The sequence below is a fragment of the uncultured Phascolarctobacterium sp. genome (genome assembly GCF_934190775.1).
Taxonomy (GTDB): Bacteria; Bacillota; Negativicutes; order Acidaminococcales; family Acidaminococcaceae; genus Phascolarctobacterium_A.
In genome coordinates this window covers 1-17,886 of record NZ_CAKPTG010000027.1, presented here as the reverse complement: position 1 = coordinate 17,886, position 17,886 = coordinate 1, and the positions used below count along the sequence as shown (strand labels likewise).

General features: G+C 44.7%; 12 protein-coding genes and 1 tRNA gene. All 13 read left to right on the top strand.

Going from position 1 to position 17,886, the window contains the following annotated elements:
- The first annotated feature begins 218 nt into the window (after window positions 1-218).
- The 13 genes from argR to Q0G26_RS10995 all read left to right on the top strand — a co-directional run bounded on the left by argR (window position 219) and on the right by Q0G26_RS10995 (window position 17,320).
- On the top strand, window positions 219-668 hold the full coding sequence (argR, locus tag Q0G26_RS11055; RefSeq protein WP_293830632.1) for an arginine repressor: 450 nt from the start codon (window positions 219-221) through the stop codon (window positions 666-668).
- A 15-nt stretch (window positions 669-683) separates the two neighbouring features.
- Window positions 684-2,384 (top strand): DNA repair protein RecN, encoded by a 1,701-nt coding sequence (gene recN, locus Q0G26_RS11050; RefSeq protein WP_293830630.1) that lies wholly within the window; start codon window positions 684-686, stop codon window positions 2,382-2,384.
- A gap of 9 nt (window positions 2,385-2,393) precedes the next feature.
- Complete coding sequence (locus Q0G26_RS11045) at window positions 2,394-2,954, top strand: NUDIX hydrolase (protein ID WP_366517773.1); 561 nt, start codon at window positions 2,394-2,396, stop codon at window positions 2,952-2,954.
- Window positions 2,955-3,093: 139 nt separating this feature from the next.
- Complete coding sequence (locus Q0G26_RS11040; protein WP_293830627.1) at window positions 3,094-4,785, top strand: carboxylesterase family protein; 1,692 nt, start codon at window positions 3,094-3,096, stop codon at window positions 4,783-4,785.
- 26 nt (window positions 4,786-4,811) lie between these two features.
- Window positions 4,812-6,638, top strand: coding sequence for an oligoendopeptidase F (pepF, locus tag Q0G26_RS11035; RefSeq protein WP_293830626.1), 1,827 nt, complete (start codon window positions 4,812-4,814; stop codon window positions 6,636-6,638).
- 85 nt (window positions 6,639-6,723) lie between these two features.
- Window positions 6,724-7,707 carry a Wadjet anti-phage system protein JetD domain-containing protein gene (locus Q0G26_RS11030; protein ID WP_293830625.1) on the top strand — a complete coding sequence of 328 codons (984 nt, stop codon included), beginning with the start codon at window positions 6,724-6,726 and terminating at the stop codon, window positions 7,705-7,707.
- A gap of 8 nt (window positions 7,708-7,715) precedes the next feature.
- Complete coding sequence (locus Q0G26_RS11025; protein WP_293830624.1) at window positions 7,716-9,326, top strand: hypothetical protein; 1,611 nt, start codon at window positions 7,716-7,718, stop codon at window positions 9,324-9,326.
- Window positions 9,327-9,330: 4 nt separating this feature from the next.
- The gene (locus Q0G26_RS11020; protein ID WP_293830622.1) at window positions 9,331-10,053 is read left to right on the top strand and encodes a DUF6063 family protein; all 723 of its coding nucleotides are present in this window, start codon (window positions 9,331-9,333) and stop codon (window positions 10,051-10,053) included.
- The gene (locus Q0G26_RS11015; RefSeq protein ID WP_293830620.1) at window positions 10,040-14,464 is read left to right on the top strand and encodes a hypothetical protein; all 4,425 of its coding nucleotides are present in this window, start codon (window positions 10,040-10,042) and stop codon (window positions 14,462-14,464) included. The genes Q0G26_RS11020 and Q0G26_RS11015 overlap by 14 nt, the downstream gene beginning before the upstream one ends.
- Window positions 14,465-14,573: 109 nt before the next feature.
- Window positions 14,574-14,660: transfer RNA gene (locus tag Q0G26_RS11010), tRNA-Leu, on the top strand.
- Window positions 14,661-14,815: 155 nt separating this feature from the next.
- The gene (locus Q0G26_RS11005; protein WP_293830619.1) at window positions 14,816-15,121 is read left to right on the top strand and encodes a type II toxin-antitoxin system RelB/DinJ family antitoxin; all 306 of its coding nucleotides are present in this window, start codon (window positions 14,816-14,818) and stop codon (window positions 15,119-15,121) included.
- On the top strand, window positions 15,118-15,444 hold the full coding sequence (locus Q0G26_RS11000; RefSeq protein WP_293830618.1) for a type II toxin-antitoxin system RelE/ParE family toxin: 327 nt from the start codon (window positions 15,118-15,120) through the stop codon (window positions 15,442-15,444). Before Q0G26_RS11005 ends, Q0G26_RS11000 begins: the two co-directional genes overlap by 4 nt.
- Before the next feature lie 157 nt (window positions 15,445-15,601).
- Entirely contained in the window at window positions 15,602-17,320 is a 1,719-nt protein-coding gene (locus Q0G26_RS10995; protein WP_293830616.1) for a B12-binding domain-containing radical SAM protein, read from the top strand.
- Window positions 17,321-17,886: the final 566 nt, after the last annotated feature.

The following is a 17,886-nucleotide window of genomic DNA, read 5'->3' as shown; positions in this document are numbered from 1 at the left end:
CTAGACGTAGCAGTAGTACGCCGTCGTCGCCCTTCTTCGTCTCCGGTACCTTCTCGTGTGCCATGACGTAAACGAAGGATAGAGGTACAGGGCGTGGCGCACGATAAGACACTATATAGAATACGTAAGGCATTACTATACATCATAACCTTCATAGATGTATCATAAATATAGGAAAGTAAGACATAGAAATATTTTGCTTTTAGAGGTGATTGACTATGAAAATGACCAGACACGCTAAAATTAAAGAGATTATTGACAACAATAAGATTGAAACGCAGGAGGATTTGGCTTCCGCTTTACGTCATCAGGGCATTGATGTTACGCAGGCAACTGTTTCGCGCGATATCAAGGAGCTGATGCTGGTCAAGGTACCGGATGCCAACGGCCATTACCACTACGCATATCCGAAGGAGCACAGCATGATGCTGACTATGGAGCGCCTGGAGCGTACCTTTAACGATTCTATCGTCAGTGTGCGTGCTTCCGACAGTATGGTGGTTATCCGCACACTGCCTGGCACAGCGCAGGCTGTTGCCTTTGCGGTGGATTATATGAAGTGGCCGGAAATTCTTGGCTCTATTGCCGGTGATGACACTGTTTTCATTGCTCTGCCCAATAAAGAAGCTGTACTCACTCTGCTGGAACGCTTCAAGGAATACAGATAAGCGAGGCACAAAATTATGCTGCAATCATTGCATGTTCACAATTTTGCACTGTTAGAGGACGCGCATGCTGATTTTACTCCCGGCTTCAATGTGTTCACAGGCGAAACCGGTGCCGGTAAATCTATTCTGATAGATGCCTTCGGTATGGTGCTTGGCGGGCGTTCCTCTGCTGATTACGTGCGCAGTGGTACAGATGGCCTGTGGGTGCAGGCTGTTTTTGACGTGAGCGGTCAGCAGGAGCTTAAAGCGTTGTTGACGGAGCACGGTCTGGAGCCGGAGGAGGATTTGTTCCTTAAGCGTCAGATTAGCGCTGCGGGCAAAAGCCGCGCTTATATTAACGGCGTGCAGGTGCCTTTGGCTGTGCTGAAGGCTATTGGTGCGCGTTTGGTTGATATTCATGGCCAGCACGAGAACCAGGCGTTACTGAAGCCGGATGCGCCGCTGCATCTGACAGATTCTTTTGGCGGTCCGAAGCTGGCTCAGGCTTTGCAGGAGTATAAGCAGCTTTACAGCGAGTATACTGCTGCTGTCAAGCATTTGAGCAAGCTGGAGCAGGAAAATGAGCAGCAGGATTTGCTGCTTGACCGTTACGCCTGGGAAATCAAGGAGATTTCGGATGCTGCTTTAAAGCCAGGCGAGGAAGATGCCCTGGAGGCGGAGGCACGTTTGCTGCAGAACAGTGAGCGCATTATGAAGGCTGTGGACAGCTCTTATCAGCAGCTTGATGAGGAGGACGCAATCCTTTCACGTCTGGCAAGAGTGCGCGACCAGCTGCAGTATGCGGCTCGCTACGACAGCCGTCTGGCACCGTTGGCAGAATGCGCCGACAGTGCCTGGATTAGTCTGGACGATTGCCGTACTGAGCTTAGCAAATATATGGCAGGCAGTGAGTTCAACGGTGAGCGAGCTGCGCAGGTGCAGCAGCGTCTTGATGTGATTTACCGCCTGCAGAAGAAGTACGGCGGCAGTACGCAGTCGGCACTTGATTATTTGCAGCAGACGCAGGAAAAGCTGGAGCAGCTGCAGCAGATTGCGCAGCTCCTGGAGCAGGCTCAGAAGGCAGTGGCGGAAGCAGTTGTGCGTTTGGGACGTTCTGCCGCAGTGCTGACGCAGTTGCGTGAAGCCAGCGCACAGGCGTTGGCGCAGCGCATTACGCAGCATATCCGTGATTTGGCGATGCCTAACGGTGTGCTGCAGATAAAGTGCGGTCAGCTGGACAAGTTTATGCCGCTTGGCCGTGATGAGCTGAAATTTATTTTCAGTGCAAATATGGGCGAGCCGCTGAATGACCTGGAAAAGGTAGCGAGCGGCGGCGAGCTGAGCCGTATTGCTTTGGCGGTTAAGACTGTGCTGATGAACAGCGGCGATGTTGCTACGATGGTATTCGACGAGATTGATACCGGTGTCGGTGGCGTTACGGCGCAGAAGATGGCGGAAAAAATTGCTGCTATTTCCAGTGTCGGTCAGGTGCTGTGTATTACGCATCTGCCACAAATTGCTGCCTTTGCCGATAATCATATTCATATCGAAAAGCAAAGTGCTGACGGACGCACGGTAACGCAGCTGACAACGCTTGATTATAACGGCAGACTGCAGGAGCTGGTGCGTATGACGGCAGGCGCAACTGCCAGCAGGGCGGCCTTTGAAAGTGCTACCGAGCTGCTGCAGGGTGCGGAGCAGATAAAAAGCAGCTTAAAGCGACTGCAGGAGAAATGAGGTAAGATGATGCTGAAAAAATTTCATGAGGCAGCTTTAGATGAAATATATGTACCGGGAAGCAATGAGGAGGTCTTTAGCGGCCGCCTGCTGAAGGTGCAGCGCGACCACGTAACGCTGCCGAACGGTAATGATACAACGCGCGAATATATCCGTCACCCGGGCGCAGTGGCGATTGTACCGGTGCTGGCTGACGGACGCGTGGTGCTGGTAAAGCAGTGCCGTTATCCGCTTGCTACGCTGCTGTGGGAGATTCCCGCCGGTAAGCTGGACCATGGTCCGGAGGAGGATACATTGGAATGTGCTAAGCGTGAGCTGAGCGAAGAAACAGGCTATGACGCAGAGCATTGGGAGAAGCTGATTAGCATTGCAACCACGCCGGGATTTTCTGATGAGATTATCCATTTATATAAGGCCTGGGGATTGCAAAAGTTTGCCCAGCATACCGATGAGGACGAATTCATCGGCGTGCAGGCCTTTACTCCCGCAGAGCTGCGTCGCATGGTTGCGGACGGCGAGCTGTACGATGCCAAAACTCTGTGCGCTCTTTATGCTGCTAAGGCAATTTGAAAAAGTCAATCACAATAGTTATTTGAGGCTGCTGAGAAGGCGGCCTCTTTTTTCGCACAGCCTTGTCAAGAGGGCAGCATTTCTTTATAATAGAGAAGTAAGTGTTTAATAAATTTCTATGAGGGAGTCAATGATACAGATGAAAAAGATGCAATATGTGCTTGCTTCGCTGCTGGCGGCAAGCGTTTTTACAACTGCGGCCGAGGCTGCTAATTTTAATAATGAAGTTAAAACCCAGCAGGGTGTTGTTGCCGGTGCTTATGACGACAAGCATCAGGTAGTGCAATGGCTGGGCGTTCCGTATGCGCAGCAGCCGACGGGCGCTGACCGTTGGCGTGAGGCGCAGCAGGCAAAGAAGCATAAGGGAATTCTGGACTGCACCAAGGCTGCTCCGGCTAATATCCAATACAACGGCAAAAAGGTGCTCGGGCAGGAGGGCATGCTGACGCTGGATATTGTGCGCCCCGATACGCAGGAAAAAAATCTGCCGGTACTGGTTTATATCCACGGCGGCAATAACCAGGCCAGCAACAGCCATCTGATGGAGGGCAACAAGCTGGCGCAGGAAGGCAACATGGTCTATGTTTCCGTACAGTATCGCCTGGGACTTTTGGGCTTTAATAATCTGCCTGCTCTGGCAGATGGCAACAAGAAGGAACAGAGCGGTAACTTCGGCTTCCTTGACCAGGCTGCAGCCTTGGACTGGGTACGCGACAATATTAAGGAGTTCGGTGGTGATGCCAAGAATATTACTGTTTCCGGTTTTTCCGCCGGTGGACGTGATGTTATGGCGATGCTGATTTCGCCTGTTTTCAAAAATAAATTTGATAAGGCTATTTCCTTCAGCGGCGGTCTGACTGTTGCTGATGCTGACAAGAGCAAGAAAACTATCGCACAGAAATTAGCGCCGATGGTGGTAGAGGATGGTAAGCAAAATAATCTGATTAACGCCGAAAACTGGCTGCTTAGTGACAACGGTAAGGATAAAAAGGCTGTGCGTCAATATCTGCAGGCAATGCCGGCAGAACGTCTGGCTCCGGTGATGGCAGGCGCTGTCATTCGCATGAGCGCCTTTCCGCATCTTTACGGTGACGGCGAGGTACTGCCGGAAGAAGGCTTTGCTACGAAGCATTACTACAGCGTACCGCTGATGATGCTGGCAAGTGCTGATGAGTTCAGCTCCTTTGCTGCGCGCGACCCATTTTTCAAGGACCGTCTGAACTTAATCAACAACGATTATAAGACTACCAGTGAATTTAAATTTGCCAATAAATACGGCAGTGCTTTGTATGGCTTCTTCAACGGCCAGCAGTCTGCTGAGGTTTTGTATCCGCATTATAAGGCCGATATGTATGTTTGCAGCTTTGCTTTTGCTCATACTGCTGATGTTGTCGGCAAGGAATACATGGTGCGTAACGGTGCGTTGCATGGCATCTTCCAGCCCTTCCTGACGGATCAGGGCTATGGCTATACCAAAAATACCGATGCCTTTGAGCAGGCAGGCTCCAAGGAGCTGAGCAAAGCATTTATTGCTTCGATTGCAGCCTTTATGCGTATCGGCAATCCTAATACGCCAGCCTTGGGAACAACGTGGCAGGCATGGAATCCCACCTACCGTCCGGAGCTTGTATTGGATGCCAACCGTCAGCATGCACGCATCAGCAGCATCAACAGCAGAGTAAGCTATGCCGGCATTTTGGCCGAGATGGCTAATGACAAGAGCGTTAATGAGCAAAGCAAAAATTATATCATTCATAATGTGCTAAACGGACGCTGGTTCAGTGATGAGCTGGATGCCCAATATGGCAACCCCAGCCTGTGGCCTAAATGAGCAGTTTAATAAGGAGCTGATTGATAATGACAGAAGAAAAAAATACTACACCGCTTCATGGCAGTAATGTTGCCAGAGAGCAGATTCCGGCGGCCTGCAAATGGCATGTAAGCGATATATATGCCAGTGAAAATGATTGGCAGGCGGCCTGCGAAGAATATAAGAGCAAGTTGCCGCAGCTGCAGGCTATGCAGGGCCAACTGAATACTGCAGCCGAAGTCTGTGCAGCCTTAAAGCTGCAGGAAGAGCTGGCAAAGCTGCTGGATAAGATTTACGCTTACGCCCGCTTACAGCAGGATGCGGACAATACGGACCAGAAGCTGCAGGCGCTCGCAGGCGAGGCCGAAGGTATGGCTGCAGCCTTCAGCAACGCCAACGCTTTTATAGAGCCGGAAATGCTGGCCTTAGGCAAAGAAAAGCTGCTGCATATGCTGGACGAAGAGCCTGCTCTGGCAGAATACCGCTTTTATATTGAAAATATGGTGCGCCTCTCTGAACATGTGCTGTCCGCTGATAAGGAAGCTGTTTTTGCGCAAAGCCGTCTGGCAACAGGCACAGCAGCAGCGGCCTTCCGCGCGCTCGTGAGCGCTGATATGCAGTTCCCGGAAATTACCGACGGTCAGGGCAACAAGACGAGCGTCAGCGAAGGCTGCTACCTGCTGAACATGACCTCTCCCGACCGCGTACTGCGCAAAAATTCCTTCACCGGCCTGATGAATACCTATCATCAATACCGCAATACCTTGGCAACAACGCTCACCGGCTCTGCGCGCACCGGTTATTTCTATGCTACCGTGCATAACTACAAGGATACACTGGAAGCAGCGCTGGCGGAGGATAATATTCCGTCCAGTCTTTACGACGGACTGATTGATACCGTGCATGATAATTTTGAACCGCTGCATGAGTATATCCAATTAAAGAAGGATGTACTTGGCGTAGATGAATTCCATTACTATGACATGTATATGCCTATTTCTACCGCAGGCGACAGCTTTGCCTGCAGCTTCCCGGAAGCCTGCGCCAAGGTTGAGGAGGCACTGGCACCGTTAGGCAAAGAATATCTGACGGCACTGCATAAAGGCATGACCGAAGGCTGGATTGACGTTTACGAAAACAAGGGCAAGCGCTCCGGCGCATATTCCTGGGGCGTGTATGGCGTGCATCCCTTTGTGCTGCTCAATTATCAGCCGCGCTACAACAGCATTTCTACCATTGCACATGAAATGGGCCATGCTATGCACAGCTATTTCAGCAGTCAGGCGCAGAGCTACGTTAATTCGGAATATACTATTTTCTGCGCTGAGGTTGCGTCCACAACGAACGAAAACCTATTGCTGGAGCATACCTTGAAGCATGCTACGGCGGAGCAGAAGATTTATCTTTTGAACCAGTTTTTGGAGGCAGTGCGCACAACGGTTTACAGACAGGTGCAGTTTGCTGAATTCGAAAGATATATTCACGGCGAAATCACTGCAGGCCGGTCCCTGCAGGCCGAAAAGCTGGAGGAATACTGGCTGCAGAGCAACAGGGATTACTATGGCCCGGCGCTGACTGTGGACAAGGAACTGGCAAGCGAATGGTCACGCATACCGCACTTCTACACGCCGTTTTATGTGTACAAGTACGCAACAGGCTACAGTGCAGCGACCGCCTTCGCCAGCGCTATTTTAAGCGGCGAAGAGGGAGCAGTGGAAAAATATTTGGGCTTTTTGCATGCGGGCGGCAGCGATTATTCTCTGAACATCCTGAAGAACGCCGGCGTGGATCTGAATACGCCGCAGCCTGTAACCGTAACCTTGCAGAAGTTTGCTGCTAAGCTCAAGGAGCTGAAGGCGCTGTTGGGAAAGTAAATTAAAGTAAGATAAAAATATGTTATAATACTCCTAAAGCAGATAGTTTTTAGCTGCTTTAGGAGTTTTTTGTTTGAGGTGCAAAATGAAAAAGCGCAGGACATTAGAAGAAATTTTAGGCAGTAAGATTAATGCAGAATATAGCGAACAGCATGCTTATATCATGAAGCTTGTAGAAAGTGGACGAATAAAGCCTTTGCTTGCGTCGAAGAAAAACGGCAAGAAGCCAGCATTGTATCGGGAATACTGGGAGCTGGAGCAGAAGCAGGATTATTCAGCGTTGAAGCAGGAGCTTTTGTTTAATTTGGCTTCGCAAATTAATATAACATATTATCAGCATAATCTTGAAACTTATAATAAAGAACGTAACGATGTTTTGCCGTTGAGCAGTTTCCTGCAGAACAGTGTGACGTTACTTGCGAAGCAGGTTTCTTATAACGAGCGTAGCTTCCAAATCTGGCAAAGAGAAAAGTTTTTGCTTCAGGGAGCAGGCAAAAAAATATTAGGTCACTGCGGCCTGGAGCTTTCTGAATTCAACTGCTACAGTACTGCTGAGCCCTTTGCTTATTTTGCTTCAACACGTGCCGTACCGCAAAAGCTGTTGATTATAGAAAATAAAGACACCTTTTTTAGCATGAGAAAGTATCTGCTGGCAGGAAACAGCCAGCTTTTGGGAGAAAATATAAGTACTATTATTTACGGCGCCGGCAAAAGAGTTGTCAGCTATTTTCAGGAGTTTAACGCCAGCGCTGAACCATATATGCTGGCAGACGGAAATGAGCTGTTGTACTTTGGCGATTTGGATTACGAAGGCATAGGCATTTATGAAACACTGGCAGAAAGTTTTGTTGAGCAAGGGGAGATTAAACCGTTTATTCCTGCGTATCTGGCGATGCTGGCGAAGGCGGATAATTACAAGCAGCTGCCGCCAACGAAAAAAGACCAGAACCGAAATATGCAGGGAGCTTTCTTCCGTTATTTTTCCGCTGATGCGCAAGCGCAAATGCAAAGTATTTTGCAGCAGGATTTGTATATCCCGCAGGAGATTTTGACGATAAGTGATTTTTGAGGTTGATTATGCAGTACGATTTTTTGAAGGATTTTACGAGACGCATGAAATGCGTAGGCTTATATGCTCTGCTTTATGATAATAGCAGTCAGAAGTATATCTGGAAGGAACGGGGCTTTAATACTTTGGACGAGCAACTGAATGTGATTTTTTCTGTGATGCTTTATATTATGGAGCAGTCACTGAAGGAAGAAAGCTGTACTATTGATAATATTACTGTTTTTTTGGACAGTCTTAACGAAAAGTATTATAAAAAGTCTATGAGCTATGCTGAATGCAGTGATTTGACTAAGTTCATTGTTAACGTGGTACTGTCCAACGAAGGAAGGCCGATGTATTTTGGCGGCTATGATTATGAGCAGCAGGAGATGAAGGAGCTGCACATCAGCTACGTCAACAATCGCATTATCTATGACGAACAGGATGTGCGCCGTACCTCGTATTATCTTACAGATGATGGCTATAATCTGCTTTTGGGGACACTGGAGGTTGAAAGCAACCTGAAGCTGACGATTCAGGAGATGATATTTAAGCTACATCTGGAGAAGCAAAGCTATGATAAGGCGTTGGATGATGTAAAAAATATCTTTAACCTGATGCGTATTCAACTGCAAAAAATTCAGGCTGCTATGCTGAGGATAAGGCGCAATGCTTTGGAGTATAGTGTCAGCGAATATAGTGAGCTGTTATATGATAATCTGCAGACTATTGACCAGTCGAAGAAAAAATTCAAGGGACATCGCGATGTTGTGCAGGCACGTGTAGAGGATTTGGAGAAGCAGAATATCAGCTTAGATAGTTTGCCTCCTGATGATGTTGCCAAGCTACGGAATCTGCGTGAAATAGATAATTATTTAGGTCGTGCAATAGATGAATATCAAAAAATCTTAAATAATCATTTTGACCTTAAGGCCTTATATACAGCAGAGCTGGAAAAGGTTTCGCAAATGTCTCTGGTACAGCGCTTTAATTTACGTGCCGACTTTTATGAGAAGCTTTTAACTAAACCGGAATGCCTGCAGAATTTAGATATATTTCTACATCCGTTATTTAATAAGGAACCTGAAAAGGCTGTTAATCCGAATCTTTTTCTGGAGCTGCAGAGAGTACGGCTGTTGGAAGCTGAGTGGGAAGAAGGTGCAACTGAAAGCTTTGACGCTGAGGCTTGGGAGGCGGAACAAAGAAAGCTGCTGGCGGAAAGACTGGCGCAGTACGAAGCAAGCCTGACTGTTATTCTGAAGTATACCATTAGCAAAGGTCAGTTGCGCCTTTCTGAGCTGATAAAGCAGCTTAGTCAGGATGAGCGCGAGCGCTTAGTTCCCAATATAGCAGTATTTAAAGAGATTATGGTGGAGCTGCTCAAGGTTCAGAAAATTGATATTACTAGCATGCGCATCGAGCGAGCAGAATTTATTCAGGAAGAGACGAAGGATTTTCGCCTGCAAAGTATGCTTTTGGATATTTTGGACAAGCGTGCGCAATGGCAGAAAGTAAAAAAGCTTATAGTACATCGCCTACCGGAGGCTAATCCGGTTTTGTTGAAGCAGCTTGATGCAAATACTGGTGTTTTGAAAAATATCCGTTGTTCTGATGTCATGCTGAAGGCAGTTTGGGAGTGAAAATATGGCTTATCAGATTGAAACAATTAAGCAATCACAAAAAATATTTTATTACTTATTGGAGCATCACGAGCTACGGGAGGAAAAAGCACCGGAGCTACACAAAGCATATATTGAACAGGATGAAGTGCAGACGTTAGTCAAGTCGCAAGCAGATGCTGCTGATAGCCATGTAGAAACGTATGGTGGCATTATTTATCTTATACCAGGGCAGGAAAATAATTATTTAGGCTATTCCAAAGGACAGCTGAAGAAGGAGCTTTGCCGCAGTAATGCTACCGATAAGGATTATTATTTGGTGCAATTTGTTATCCTGGTTCTGTTGTTGGAGTTTTATGACGGGCAGGGCAGCAGCTCTAAGACGCGTGATTTTATTCTATTGGGAGATTTGCAGAATTCCATAACAGACAAGCTCAAGGAGGGGGCAGCGCGTTATTCGGAGGATGAGCAGGCGCAGAATGGCATGGCCTTTACTGCTATGCGAGAGGCTTATGAGTCCTTGCGTTCTGATGAAAAAAGAAATCGTCAGAAAACCACTAAAGAAGGTTTTCTGTTCAGCATTTTGCATTTCCTGCAGGAGCAGGGCTTGATAGATTATATTGAGCAGGATGAAATGATTAAGACAACACGCAAACTTGATCATTTTATGGACTGGAATCTGTTGAATAAAAATAATTTTGAGCGGGTGCAGAGAATTTTAGGAGCGGAAGAAAATGAGCAAGATTAATGCTATTAGGCTGGTTAATGTAAATTATAACCATAATTCCATTCATATCAGTGATGAAACACTGCACTTTAATGGCAGAAGCACTTTGATTTCCTTGCAGAATGGTGGTGGTAAGTCCGTATTGGTGCAACTTTTGACGGCACCATTTGTACAAAAGCGTTACCGTAATCTTAATGAGCGTAGTTTTGCCAGCTATTTTAATACATCTAAACCATCTTTTATTATGGTGGAATGGGTATTGGAGGATGACGCCGGTTACTGCCTTACAGGAATGATGGTGCGTAAGAGCCAAAATATGGATAACGAAGAGGAGCTGGAGCTGATAAATTTTATCAGCGAGTATACCGAGCCATGTGAGCAGGATATAAATCACCTGCCTGTTGTCGAGAGTGATAAAAAGGAGCTCAGAATTAAAAGCTTCAATGCTTGTCACAAGATGTTTGATGAGTATAAAAAGGAAAGAATAAACAAGTTTTTTTGCTATGATATGAACAACTCTGCGCAAAGCAGGCAGTACTTTGCTAAGCTTGCAGAATATGGTATAGATTATCGCGAATGGCAGAATATTATTAAGAAAATCAACGAAGAGGAGTCTGGTCTTTCTAAGCTGTTTGCTGAATGCAAGGATGAGAAGGGGCTGGTAGAAAAATGGTTCCTCGATGCTGTAGAAAATAAGCTGAATAAAGGCAACAACAGGATGCAGGAGTTCCGTAATATCCTGGGAAAATATATCACTACTTATAACGAAAATTCTAAAAAAATAAAACAACAGGAAAAGCTTATTGCATTTCAGCAGGAGGCGACACCTATCTTGACATTTGGCAAAGAGTATGAAGCTTCTTCTGCTACTGTCGCTGTTAAGCTGAATAAAATTTATGAGTGCCTGGCTGAGCTTAACCGGTTCGCTGCTAAAAATGAAACGGAAATTGCTGTTTGCAATGCTGAATTGGATGCTTTAGGCAAACAATTGGTGCATTTGCTGCATGAAGAGTTTTCCAGTAATTTTTATTATGCAGAAGATAAAAAAGAAGCGTTAATCGTACTAAAAGAAGATAATGAACAGCAAAGCAGTCAACTGGAAGAGCAGTCACAATTATGGGAAAGACGGCGGCATATTCTGGATTGTGCGGACCTGCAGGAGCGCTTAAATGAAGATGTGTTGGAATTACAAAGAGTAGAGCAGAGAGTTGCTGTTTCCCGTAAAAAGAATAAGGACCTTGAGCCGGAACGCGAATATATTGGCTATTTGCTGAAAGAATATATTGGGCAGGAGCTGCAAAAGATGCAGGAGCGCTTTCAGCAGGAAGAGAGTGACAAGAAGGCTTGTCTTGACTTACAAAAACAAGCCAAACAAGAACTATCAGAGTTGATCAGCAGATTGAATGAGCTGCATACTACGCAGGGACGTCTTCAAAGCTTAGTGCAGGCTTATGATGATGTTGAGGAAAGCTATAATAAAAAGTGGCAACCTGGCGCTGGTGCTTTGCAGCGTAATATGCTGGGAGAATATGAGGCCGGTGTGTTAAAGGTTATGGCAGAAAAGCTGGTAGCTGATGAGCAGGAAGCCAGTGATAGGCAGAAACAGCAACAGCAGAATTTAAGTGGCCTGAAAACTGCGTTTAGTGACTTGGATCGTAGCTTACAGGATTGCTCAAAAGAAAGGGGCAGTAAAGAGCAACTCTTAGTTGAGCGTACCCAGGTTAAAAAACAGCTTGATGAACAGCTTGCAAAACGAAAAACCTTGCTGCAATATCTTCAGCTTGACGAGATATATCTTTTTGATAAAGAATATATTCAAAAAGAGCTTTCCAAAAAGCTTTCGGAAATGGATGAAGCCAGAACAAAGCTGTTGCATAAATTAGATACAGTACAGAAAAAGTATCAGGGACTGCAGACTGGCAAAACCGTGGAGCTGTCAACTGAACTGGTGCAGATGCTGGAGCGTTTGGGCATAAATATTGTATATGGCATGGAATGGCTGAAAAACAATAAAAATAGTGAGGAATTGAACCTGGAGCTGGTAAAACAGCATCCGTTCCTGCCGTATGCTTTGATTATGACCGGCAAAGAAATAGAAGACCTGCAAAGGGCTGAAAAAAATATTTATACTTCACTCCCGGTGCCGATTATTTTACGCGAAAGCTTAACGCAAGCTACACAGACAAAGGTCGATAATGGTGTCCTTAAAAGTGCAGATGTGAATTTCTTTATGCTATTTAACGATAATCTGCTAAACGAAGAAAAACTGCAGCGTCTGCTGGCTGAATTGAAGGCAAAGCTGCAGAAGATTGAACAGGAGCTTCAGCAACGAAAGGCTGAATATGATTTATACAGTGCGAAATATAGCGAGCTGGTAGAACAGAGCCTTACCAAAGAAAGCTATGAGAGGCTGAAGGATGAGCTGCTTTCTTTGCAGGAGGCAATTGCCAAGCTGCAGAAGCGGGAGGCGCAGTGCCAGGCAGAAAAAGCTGATAATTTACTGACACAGGAAAATATTAGCCAGGATTTAGCAAAAATAGGCCAGATGATAGAAAAGCTGAAACTGCGTCAGGAGGCATTGCAGCAGTTGACAGCAAAATATCAACAATATCTGATTGATAATAAGCAGCTATATGAATGCAATAATACTTTGGATAAAGCTGAAAATGCAAAGAAAAGACTAGACGATAAGCTTGAAAAATTGCAAAATAACCTGGAGTGGCAAATAAAATCTCTTGCGGATCTTTCAGGTAATATGAAAGCTCTGAATGATGAAATGGCTAAATATGCAGGCTATAAGAAGGTGACTAAGCCAAAAAATTTTGCTGATGACATTGCGCAGAATACTGAAGCCTTGAAAGCACGGTTAAATAGCATTCAGGAAAAGCTTTCCGGAGAATTAAGAGCGCTTGAGGATAATAGAGCAAATCTCGCAAGCAAGGTGCAAAAAGTTAAACAAAAGCTGCGAGATAGAGCAAATCGTTTTGGCCTGGAAAGCAAAGAATGGGTGAATGAACGTTATAGCGAAGCTAAAATGCAGGAGCTGGATGCAAAGCAGAAGCAGCTGACTCAAGATAAGAAAAAGCTTGGAGATGCACGTATAGATATTGAAAAAAGACTAACACAGGTGCAGGGGGAGCAAAATAATATTCTTAGACAGATGGAAGAAAAATGTCATGTTGTTGAGCCTTTGCCTAAGGATGAAGTTGTTGAGAGAAATTTTGCAGAAGAGAAAAATATGCTGCAGTATAAGCGCAGGCTGAAGGAAGATTTGCAAAAATCCTTGGGAGAACAAGAGCAGAATATTAGGGAGAATATTATTGGTCTAGCTGAATATAATGAAGGCGCGACAACTGTAGAGTGGTGTGAAAGCTTTAAATTGGAAGATTTTTCACAAGAAGAGCTGTCAAGTTATACGTTATCGTTGAGAAAAGAATATAAGATTGCCCAAGCGCAGGAAGATGAGGCGAAACGAAAGCTGGAGCAGGCTCTAATCAGGTTGCGTAATGTAGAAGCTTTTCAAGAGGATTCCTATAAAAAATGTATAGAGATGCTGCAGGAGCTTACAAGCGATGCTAAAATCTTTGTAAAGCAGCTTAATGCTGTTTTAGAGTCCTATGTCAGAATATCTGAAAAGCTACAGGTTGATATTGCTATAGTTAAGCAGGAAAAAGAACAAATCATTACTCAGTTAGAGGATTATCTTAAGGAAGTTCACAAGCAATTAGGATATATTGATCGCAATTCTAGCATTCAAATTCGTGGTCATTATGTAAAAATGCTCAAATTGCAGCTTCCTGACTGGGAGGAAAACGCTAATATTTATCATCGTAGTATTACAGATTTAGTAGATACAATAGCGGAAAAAGGATTGGCAAAATTAAGCAAAGGTGAACCCCTCGCTGAACTGCTTGGTAAGCTGTTGACTACCAAAGAACTTTTCGATACCGTTGTTGGTATTAATAATGTTCATGTGCAGATGTTCAAGGTTGAGGCGCAGCGTGAAATACAGATTTCCTGGCGTGACGTAGCACGTAATTCCGGTGGAGAGGGTTTTTTATCAGCATTTGTTATTCTTTCGAGCCTTTTGTATTACATGCGTCGTGATGATGCAGACGTTTATGCAGACCGCAATGAAGGCAAGGTACTAATGATGGATAATCCGTTTGCTCAGACTAATGCCGCGCATCTGCTTACGCCGTTAATGGAGATGGCAGCAAAAAATAATACTCAGCTGATATCCTTTACCGGACTTGGTGGTGAGTCGATTTATAATTGTTATGACAACATCTATGTTTTAAACTTAATTTCGTCTAAGTTGAGTAATATTTCTTATTTGAAAAGCAAGCATATTGCCGGTAATGATGTTGAGTTTCTGAGTCTGGCGCGTGTTGAGGTGACTGATGAAGGGCAGATGGATAGTTTGTTCTAAGAGGTATTTTGGTAGTAAGTAATCCCCTATAAGAATTTTTAAATAAGGCTATTGACAAAGCTTTAAGAAACGAGTATAATTACTATTGTTCCGAGTGATTGGAACTTATGCCGAAGTGGCGGAATTGGCAGACGCACTTGACTCAAAATCAAGCGGGTTCACGCTCGTGCCGGTTCGAGTCCGGCCTTCGGCACCAGTAAATTTAGCGGTTTATCGAAAGATAGACCGCTTTTTTGTATAATAAGCACTTTGCTACTGAATAAGTTAAACATAAAAAATAATCATTTGCTTGCAATCGCTTGCATATGCCGAAAATCAATGTTATACTGAAAGAAAAAGGAGGACATTGATATGGCAACTACAACTGCACTTTACGCAAGAATAGACACAAATTTAAAACAAAATGCCGAAAATATTTTAAATCAATTAGGGATTAGTCCGGCAAGTGCTATCCAAATGTTTTACAGCCAGATAGTTCTCACTAACGGCTTGCCGTTAAATTTACAATTACCAGTAAAACAGCCAACTGCTATTGGTGCTATGATTCGAGAAGAAATTGATGCTGAGCTTCATAAAGGTATCGACTCAATGAAGAGTGGCAAAGCCTATACTGCCGATGAAGTTGACGCGATTTTGGCAGAGGAACTAGGTATATGATTAAATATAAGGTGATGTATTCTCCGCAAGGATTGCTGGATATTAAAAGTATATATGATTATATTTCAAAAAAGCTTTATGCACCACAGTCAGCAAGAAATCAGGTGAATCGGATACGTAAAGAAATCCGTGCTTTAGATATTTTGCCAACACGATATTCATTAGTTGAATGGGAGCCATGGGCAAGTATGCAAATGCATAAGCTGCCAGTTAATAATTATATTGTATTTTATATTGTTGACGAGCAAAAGCAAAATGTAAATATAATTCGTATAGTATATGGCGGACTCAATTTGGAAAAATTGGCAGAATCAAATACATAAAACCATATAAAAACGACCACATAAAGTCAGACCTAAAAATTCAATAGTGCTATGCGGTGGATTTTAGTCCGGCCTTCGGCACCAGTAAATTTAGGCTCTACAATTTCGGTTGTAGAGCTTTTTCTGTATTTGTGGTTAAAAATTGAGGAGCAGAGGAATGCAAGTAGTATTAAGCGCAATTAACAGTAAATATATTCATACGGGCCTTGGCCTGCGCTACGTCGGCGAATATGCCAAAGCGCAGGGGCACGAAATAACTTTAATAGAAGAAACTATCAACACGCCGATTCTGGCGGTGCTGGAAAAAATCATGGCAGCACCGGCGCAGGTCTACGGTTTTTCAGTGCATATCTGGAACAAACCCTTCGTCTTCAAGCTAATCCGCATGCTGCGCAAGCTACGTCCGCAGGCTGCAATCGTGATTGGCGGGCCGGAGGTTGCGTTTGACGCAGAAAGAATCTTTGCGGAGCTGCCGCAGGCAGACTACATCGTGCAGGGTGAGGGCGAGCTTGTATTCAGCGAGCTGCTACGGTATTTGGCTGGCGGTGGCGCTGTCCCTGTCCCTAAGCATATTGCGTATCGCGAAGGGGAGCAGGTGAACCTGAACGGCGGCATCACCATAATAGAGGATATGTCCCTGCTGCCGTTTCCGTATCCTGATTTGGAAAAAATGCTGGCAGAGCATAAGATAGTATATTACGAATGCACGCGTGGCTGCCCGTTTAACTGCGCATATTGTTTGTCCGGTATATCGCGTTCTGTGCGCAAGCGTCCGCTGGAGCTTGTGCTGCGCGATTTGGACAGATTTATTGCTGCAGGTGTGCCGCTGGTAAAGTTTGTCGATCGTACTTACAATCTTGACGAAAAATATTTTCTGCCGATGATGCAGCATCTGGCGCAGGCTGATACAAATGCTACATTTCACTTTGAAATTAAGGCCGATATACTCTCTGAGCGCATTATAGATTTTCTGGAGACGGTGCCGAAGGGACGCTTCCAGCTGGAAATCGGCATTCAGAGCACGCATCAGCCGACGTTGAAGGCCATCAACAGACAGGATAAATGGGAAAAGCTGGCAGCTAACGTCAAACGTCTACTGTCTTTCGGTAATATGCATATCCATGTTGATTTGATTGCTGGTCTGCCGTACGAGGATTTGCCGACCTTTGCCAAATCCTTTGATGATGTTTACGGGCTGGGCGCTGATATGCTGCAACTGGGCTTTTTGAAGGTTTTGCCTGGTACGCAGATGCGCAGGGAAGCAGAGCAGCACGATTTGCGTTATATGGATGAACCGCCTTATGAGATTTTAGCGACGAAGTATATGCCATATGAGGATATGCTATATTTGAAGCATCTGGATAATATTTTGGACCAGACGGCAAACAGCGGTGGCTTTAAATATACGCTTCGCGCTTTGCTACGTGCTTCAGGCATGACAGCCTTTGCTTTTTATAAACAACTGACGCAGTGGTGGGTGAAGGCAGGCTTTTATCCGCAGACACATAACGCCAAGGGTGTCGCAGCTATCTTAAAGCAGTTTATAGAAGAAAACTATGCTGATAAACAGGCGAAGCTGCTGGAGATTTTGCGTTTTGACGTATTCTGCGAGATTCCGCAGTGGCGTCCTGAGTGGCTGAAGTGGCAGACGGAAGCAATTTTTGAAGTGGTATCAGAATTTTGGCGTGATGAAGTAAAGGTGCGCCAATATATTCCTACATATAAATTCAGCAGCTGGCGCCAGATTCACAAGGTTTATCCGATTGAGTTGTTTAAAGCAGATTGGGAAACCGGTAATGCAGAAGAAATTTTTGTGATGCTGGATAACAGTGGTGCGCAACAGAAGCTGATTAAGCTGCCAATTGAAGTAAAATAGAATGGTGTTAGTACAATAAAAAACGAGCTGACGAGAGAAAAAATTCTTGAGTCAGCTCAATTTTTTTGGAGAAATTTACGCGTTTTTTACTATTTTTCGGTAGAAATTTTAACTTTTTTGAGATTTTCATAAGAAATTTCAGGTGCTTTAAAGCGTGTATACATGATACTTCTTTTGAATACTGAACCACGTGTATCACGGAAAAATGTTAAAAAAGTAACAAAAAAGGTGTTGACATAATGTAGGTCACATGGTATTATATACAAGTCGACGCGATACGGCAACAAAACAAAAGCCAAAATCGCTAGGCACTGGTAAAGAGAAATTGCTTAGATTCAAGGAAACTCGAGCTGAGCGAGTGAGATAATACTTATAGTATATCGAACGAGCGAGGCGATGGGTTGACGCAGAAGATGACAATTTATCGAAGTCAGAAACTGAACCTTGAAAACTGAACATTGAACCTAGAAAAAAGCGAATGTGCGGGTTGAGCGCGAAAGCGCAAGACCAAGTCAAATAACTTCTTTTTTAAATAATAAGAGCTAGATTAGTTCTTCAATAAACTT

What these genes read in the sequence shown, in the direction of transcription:
- argR (WP_293830632.1), top strand. Translation starts at nt 219, where the DNA reads ATGAAAATGACCAGACACGCTAAAATTAAAGAGATTATTGACAACAAT.
- recN (WP_293830630.1), top strand. Translation starts at nt 684, where the DNA reads ATGCTGCAATCATTGCATGTTCACAATTTTGCACTGTTAGAGGACGCG.
- Q0G26_RS11045 (WP_366517773.1), top strand. Translation starts at nt 2,394, where the DNA reads ATGCTGAAAAAATTTCATGAGGCAGCTTTAGATGAAATATATGTACCG.
- Q0G26_RS11040 (WP_293830627.1), top strand. Translation starts at nt 3,094, where the DNA reads ATGAAAAAGATGCAATATGTGCTTGCTTCGCTGCTGGCGGCAAGCGTT.
- pepF (WP_293830626.1), top strand. Translation starts at nt 4,812, where the DNA reads ATGACAGAAGAAAAAAATACTACACCGCTTCATGGCAGTAATGTTGCC.
- Q0G26_RS11030 (WP_293830625.1), top strand. Translation starts at nt 6,724, where the DNA reads ATGAAAAAGCGCAGGACATTAGAAGAAATTTTAGGCAGTAAGATTAAT.
- Q0G26_RS11025 (WP_293830624.1), top strand. Translation starts at nt 7,716, where the DNA reads ATGCAGTACGATTTTTTGAAGGATTTTACGAGACGCATGAAATGCGTA.
- Q0G26_RS11020 (WP_293830622.1), top strand. Translation starts at nt 9,331, where the DNA reads ATGGCTTATCAGATTGAAACAATTAAGCAATCACAAAAAATATTTTAT.
- Q0G26_RS11015 (WP_293830620.1), top strand. Translation starts at nt 10,040, where the DNA reads ATGAGCAAGATTAATGCTATTAGGCTGGTTAATGTAAATTATAACCAT.
- Q0G26_RS11005 (WP_293830619.1), top strand. Translation starts at nt 14,816, where the DNA reads ATGGCAACTACAACTGCACTTTACGCAAGAATAGACACAAATTTAAAA.
- Q0G26_RS11000 (WP_293830618.1), top strand. Translation starts at nt 15,118, where the DNA reads ATGATTAAATATAAGGTGATGTATTCTCCGCAAGGATTGCTGGATATT.
- Q0G26_RS10995 (WP_293830616.1), top strand. Translation starts at nt 15,602, where the DNA reads ATGCAAGTAGTATTAAGCGCAATTAACAGTAAATATATTCATACGGGC.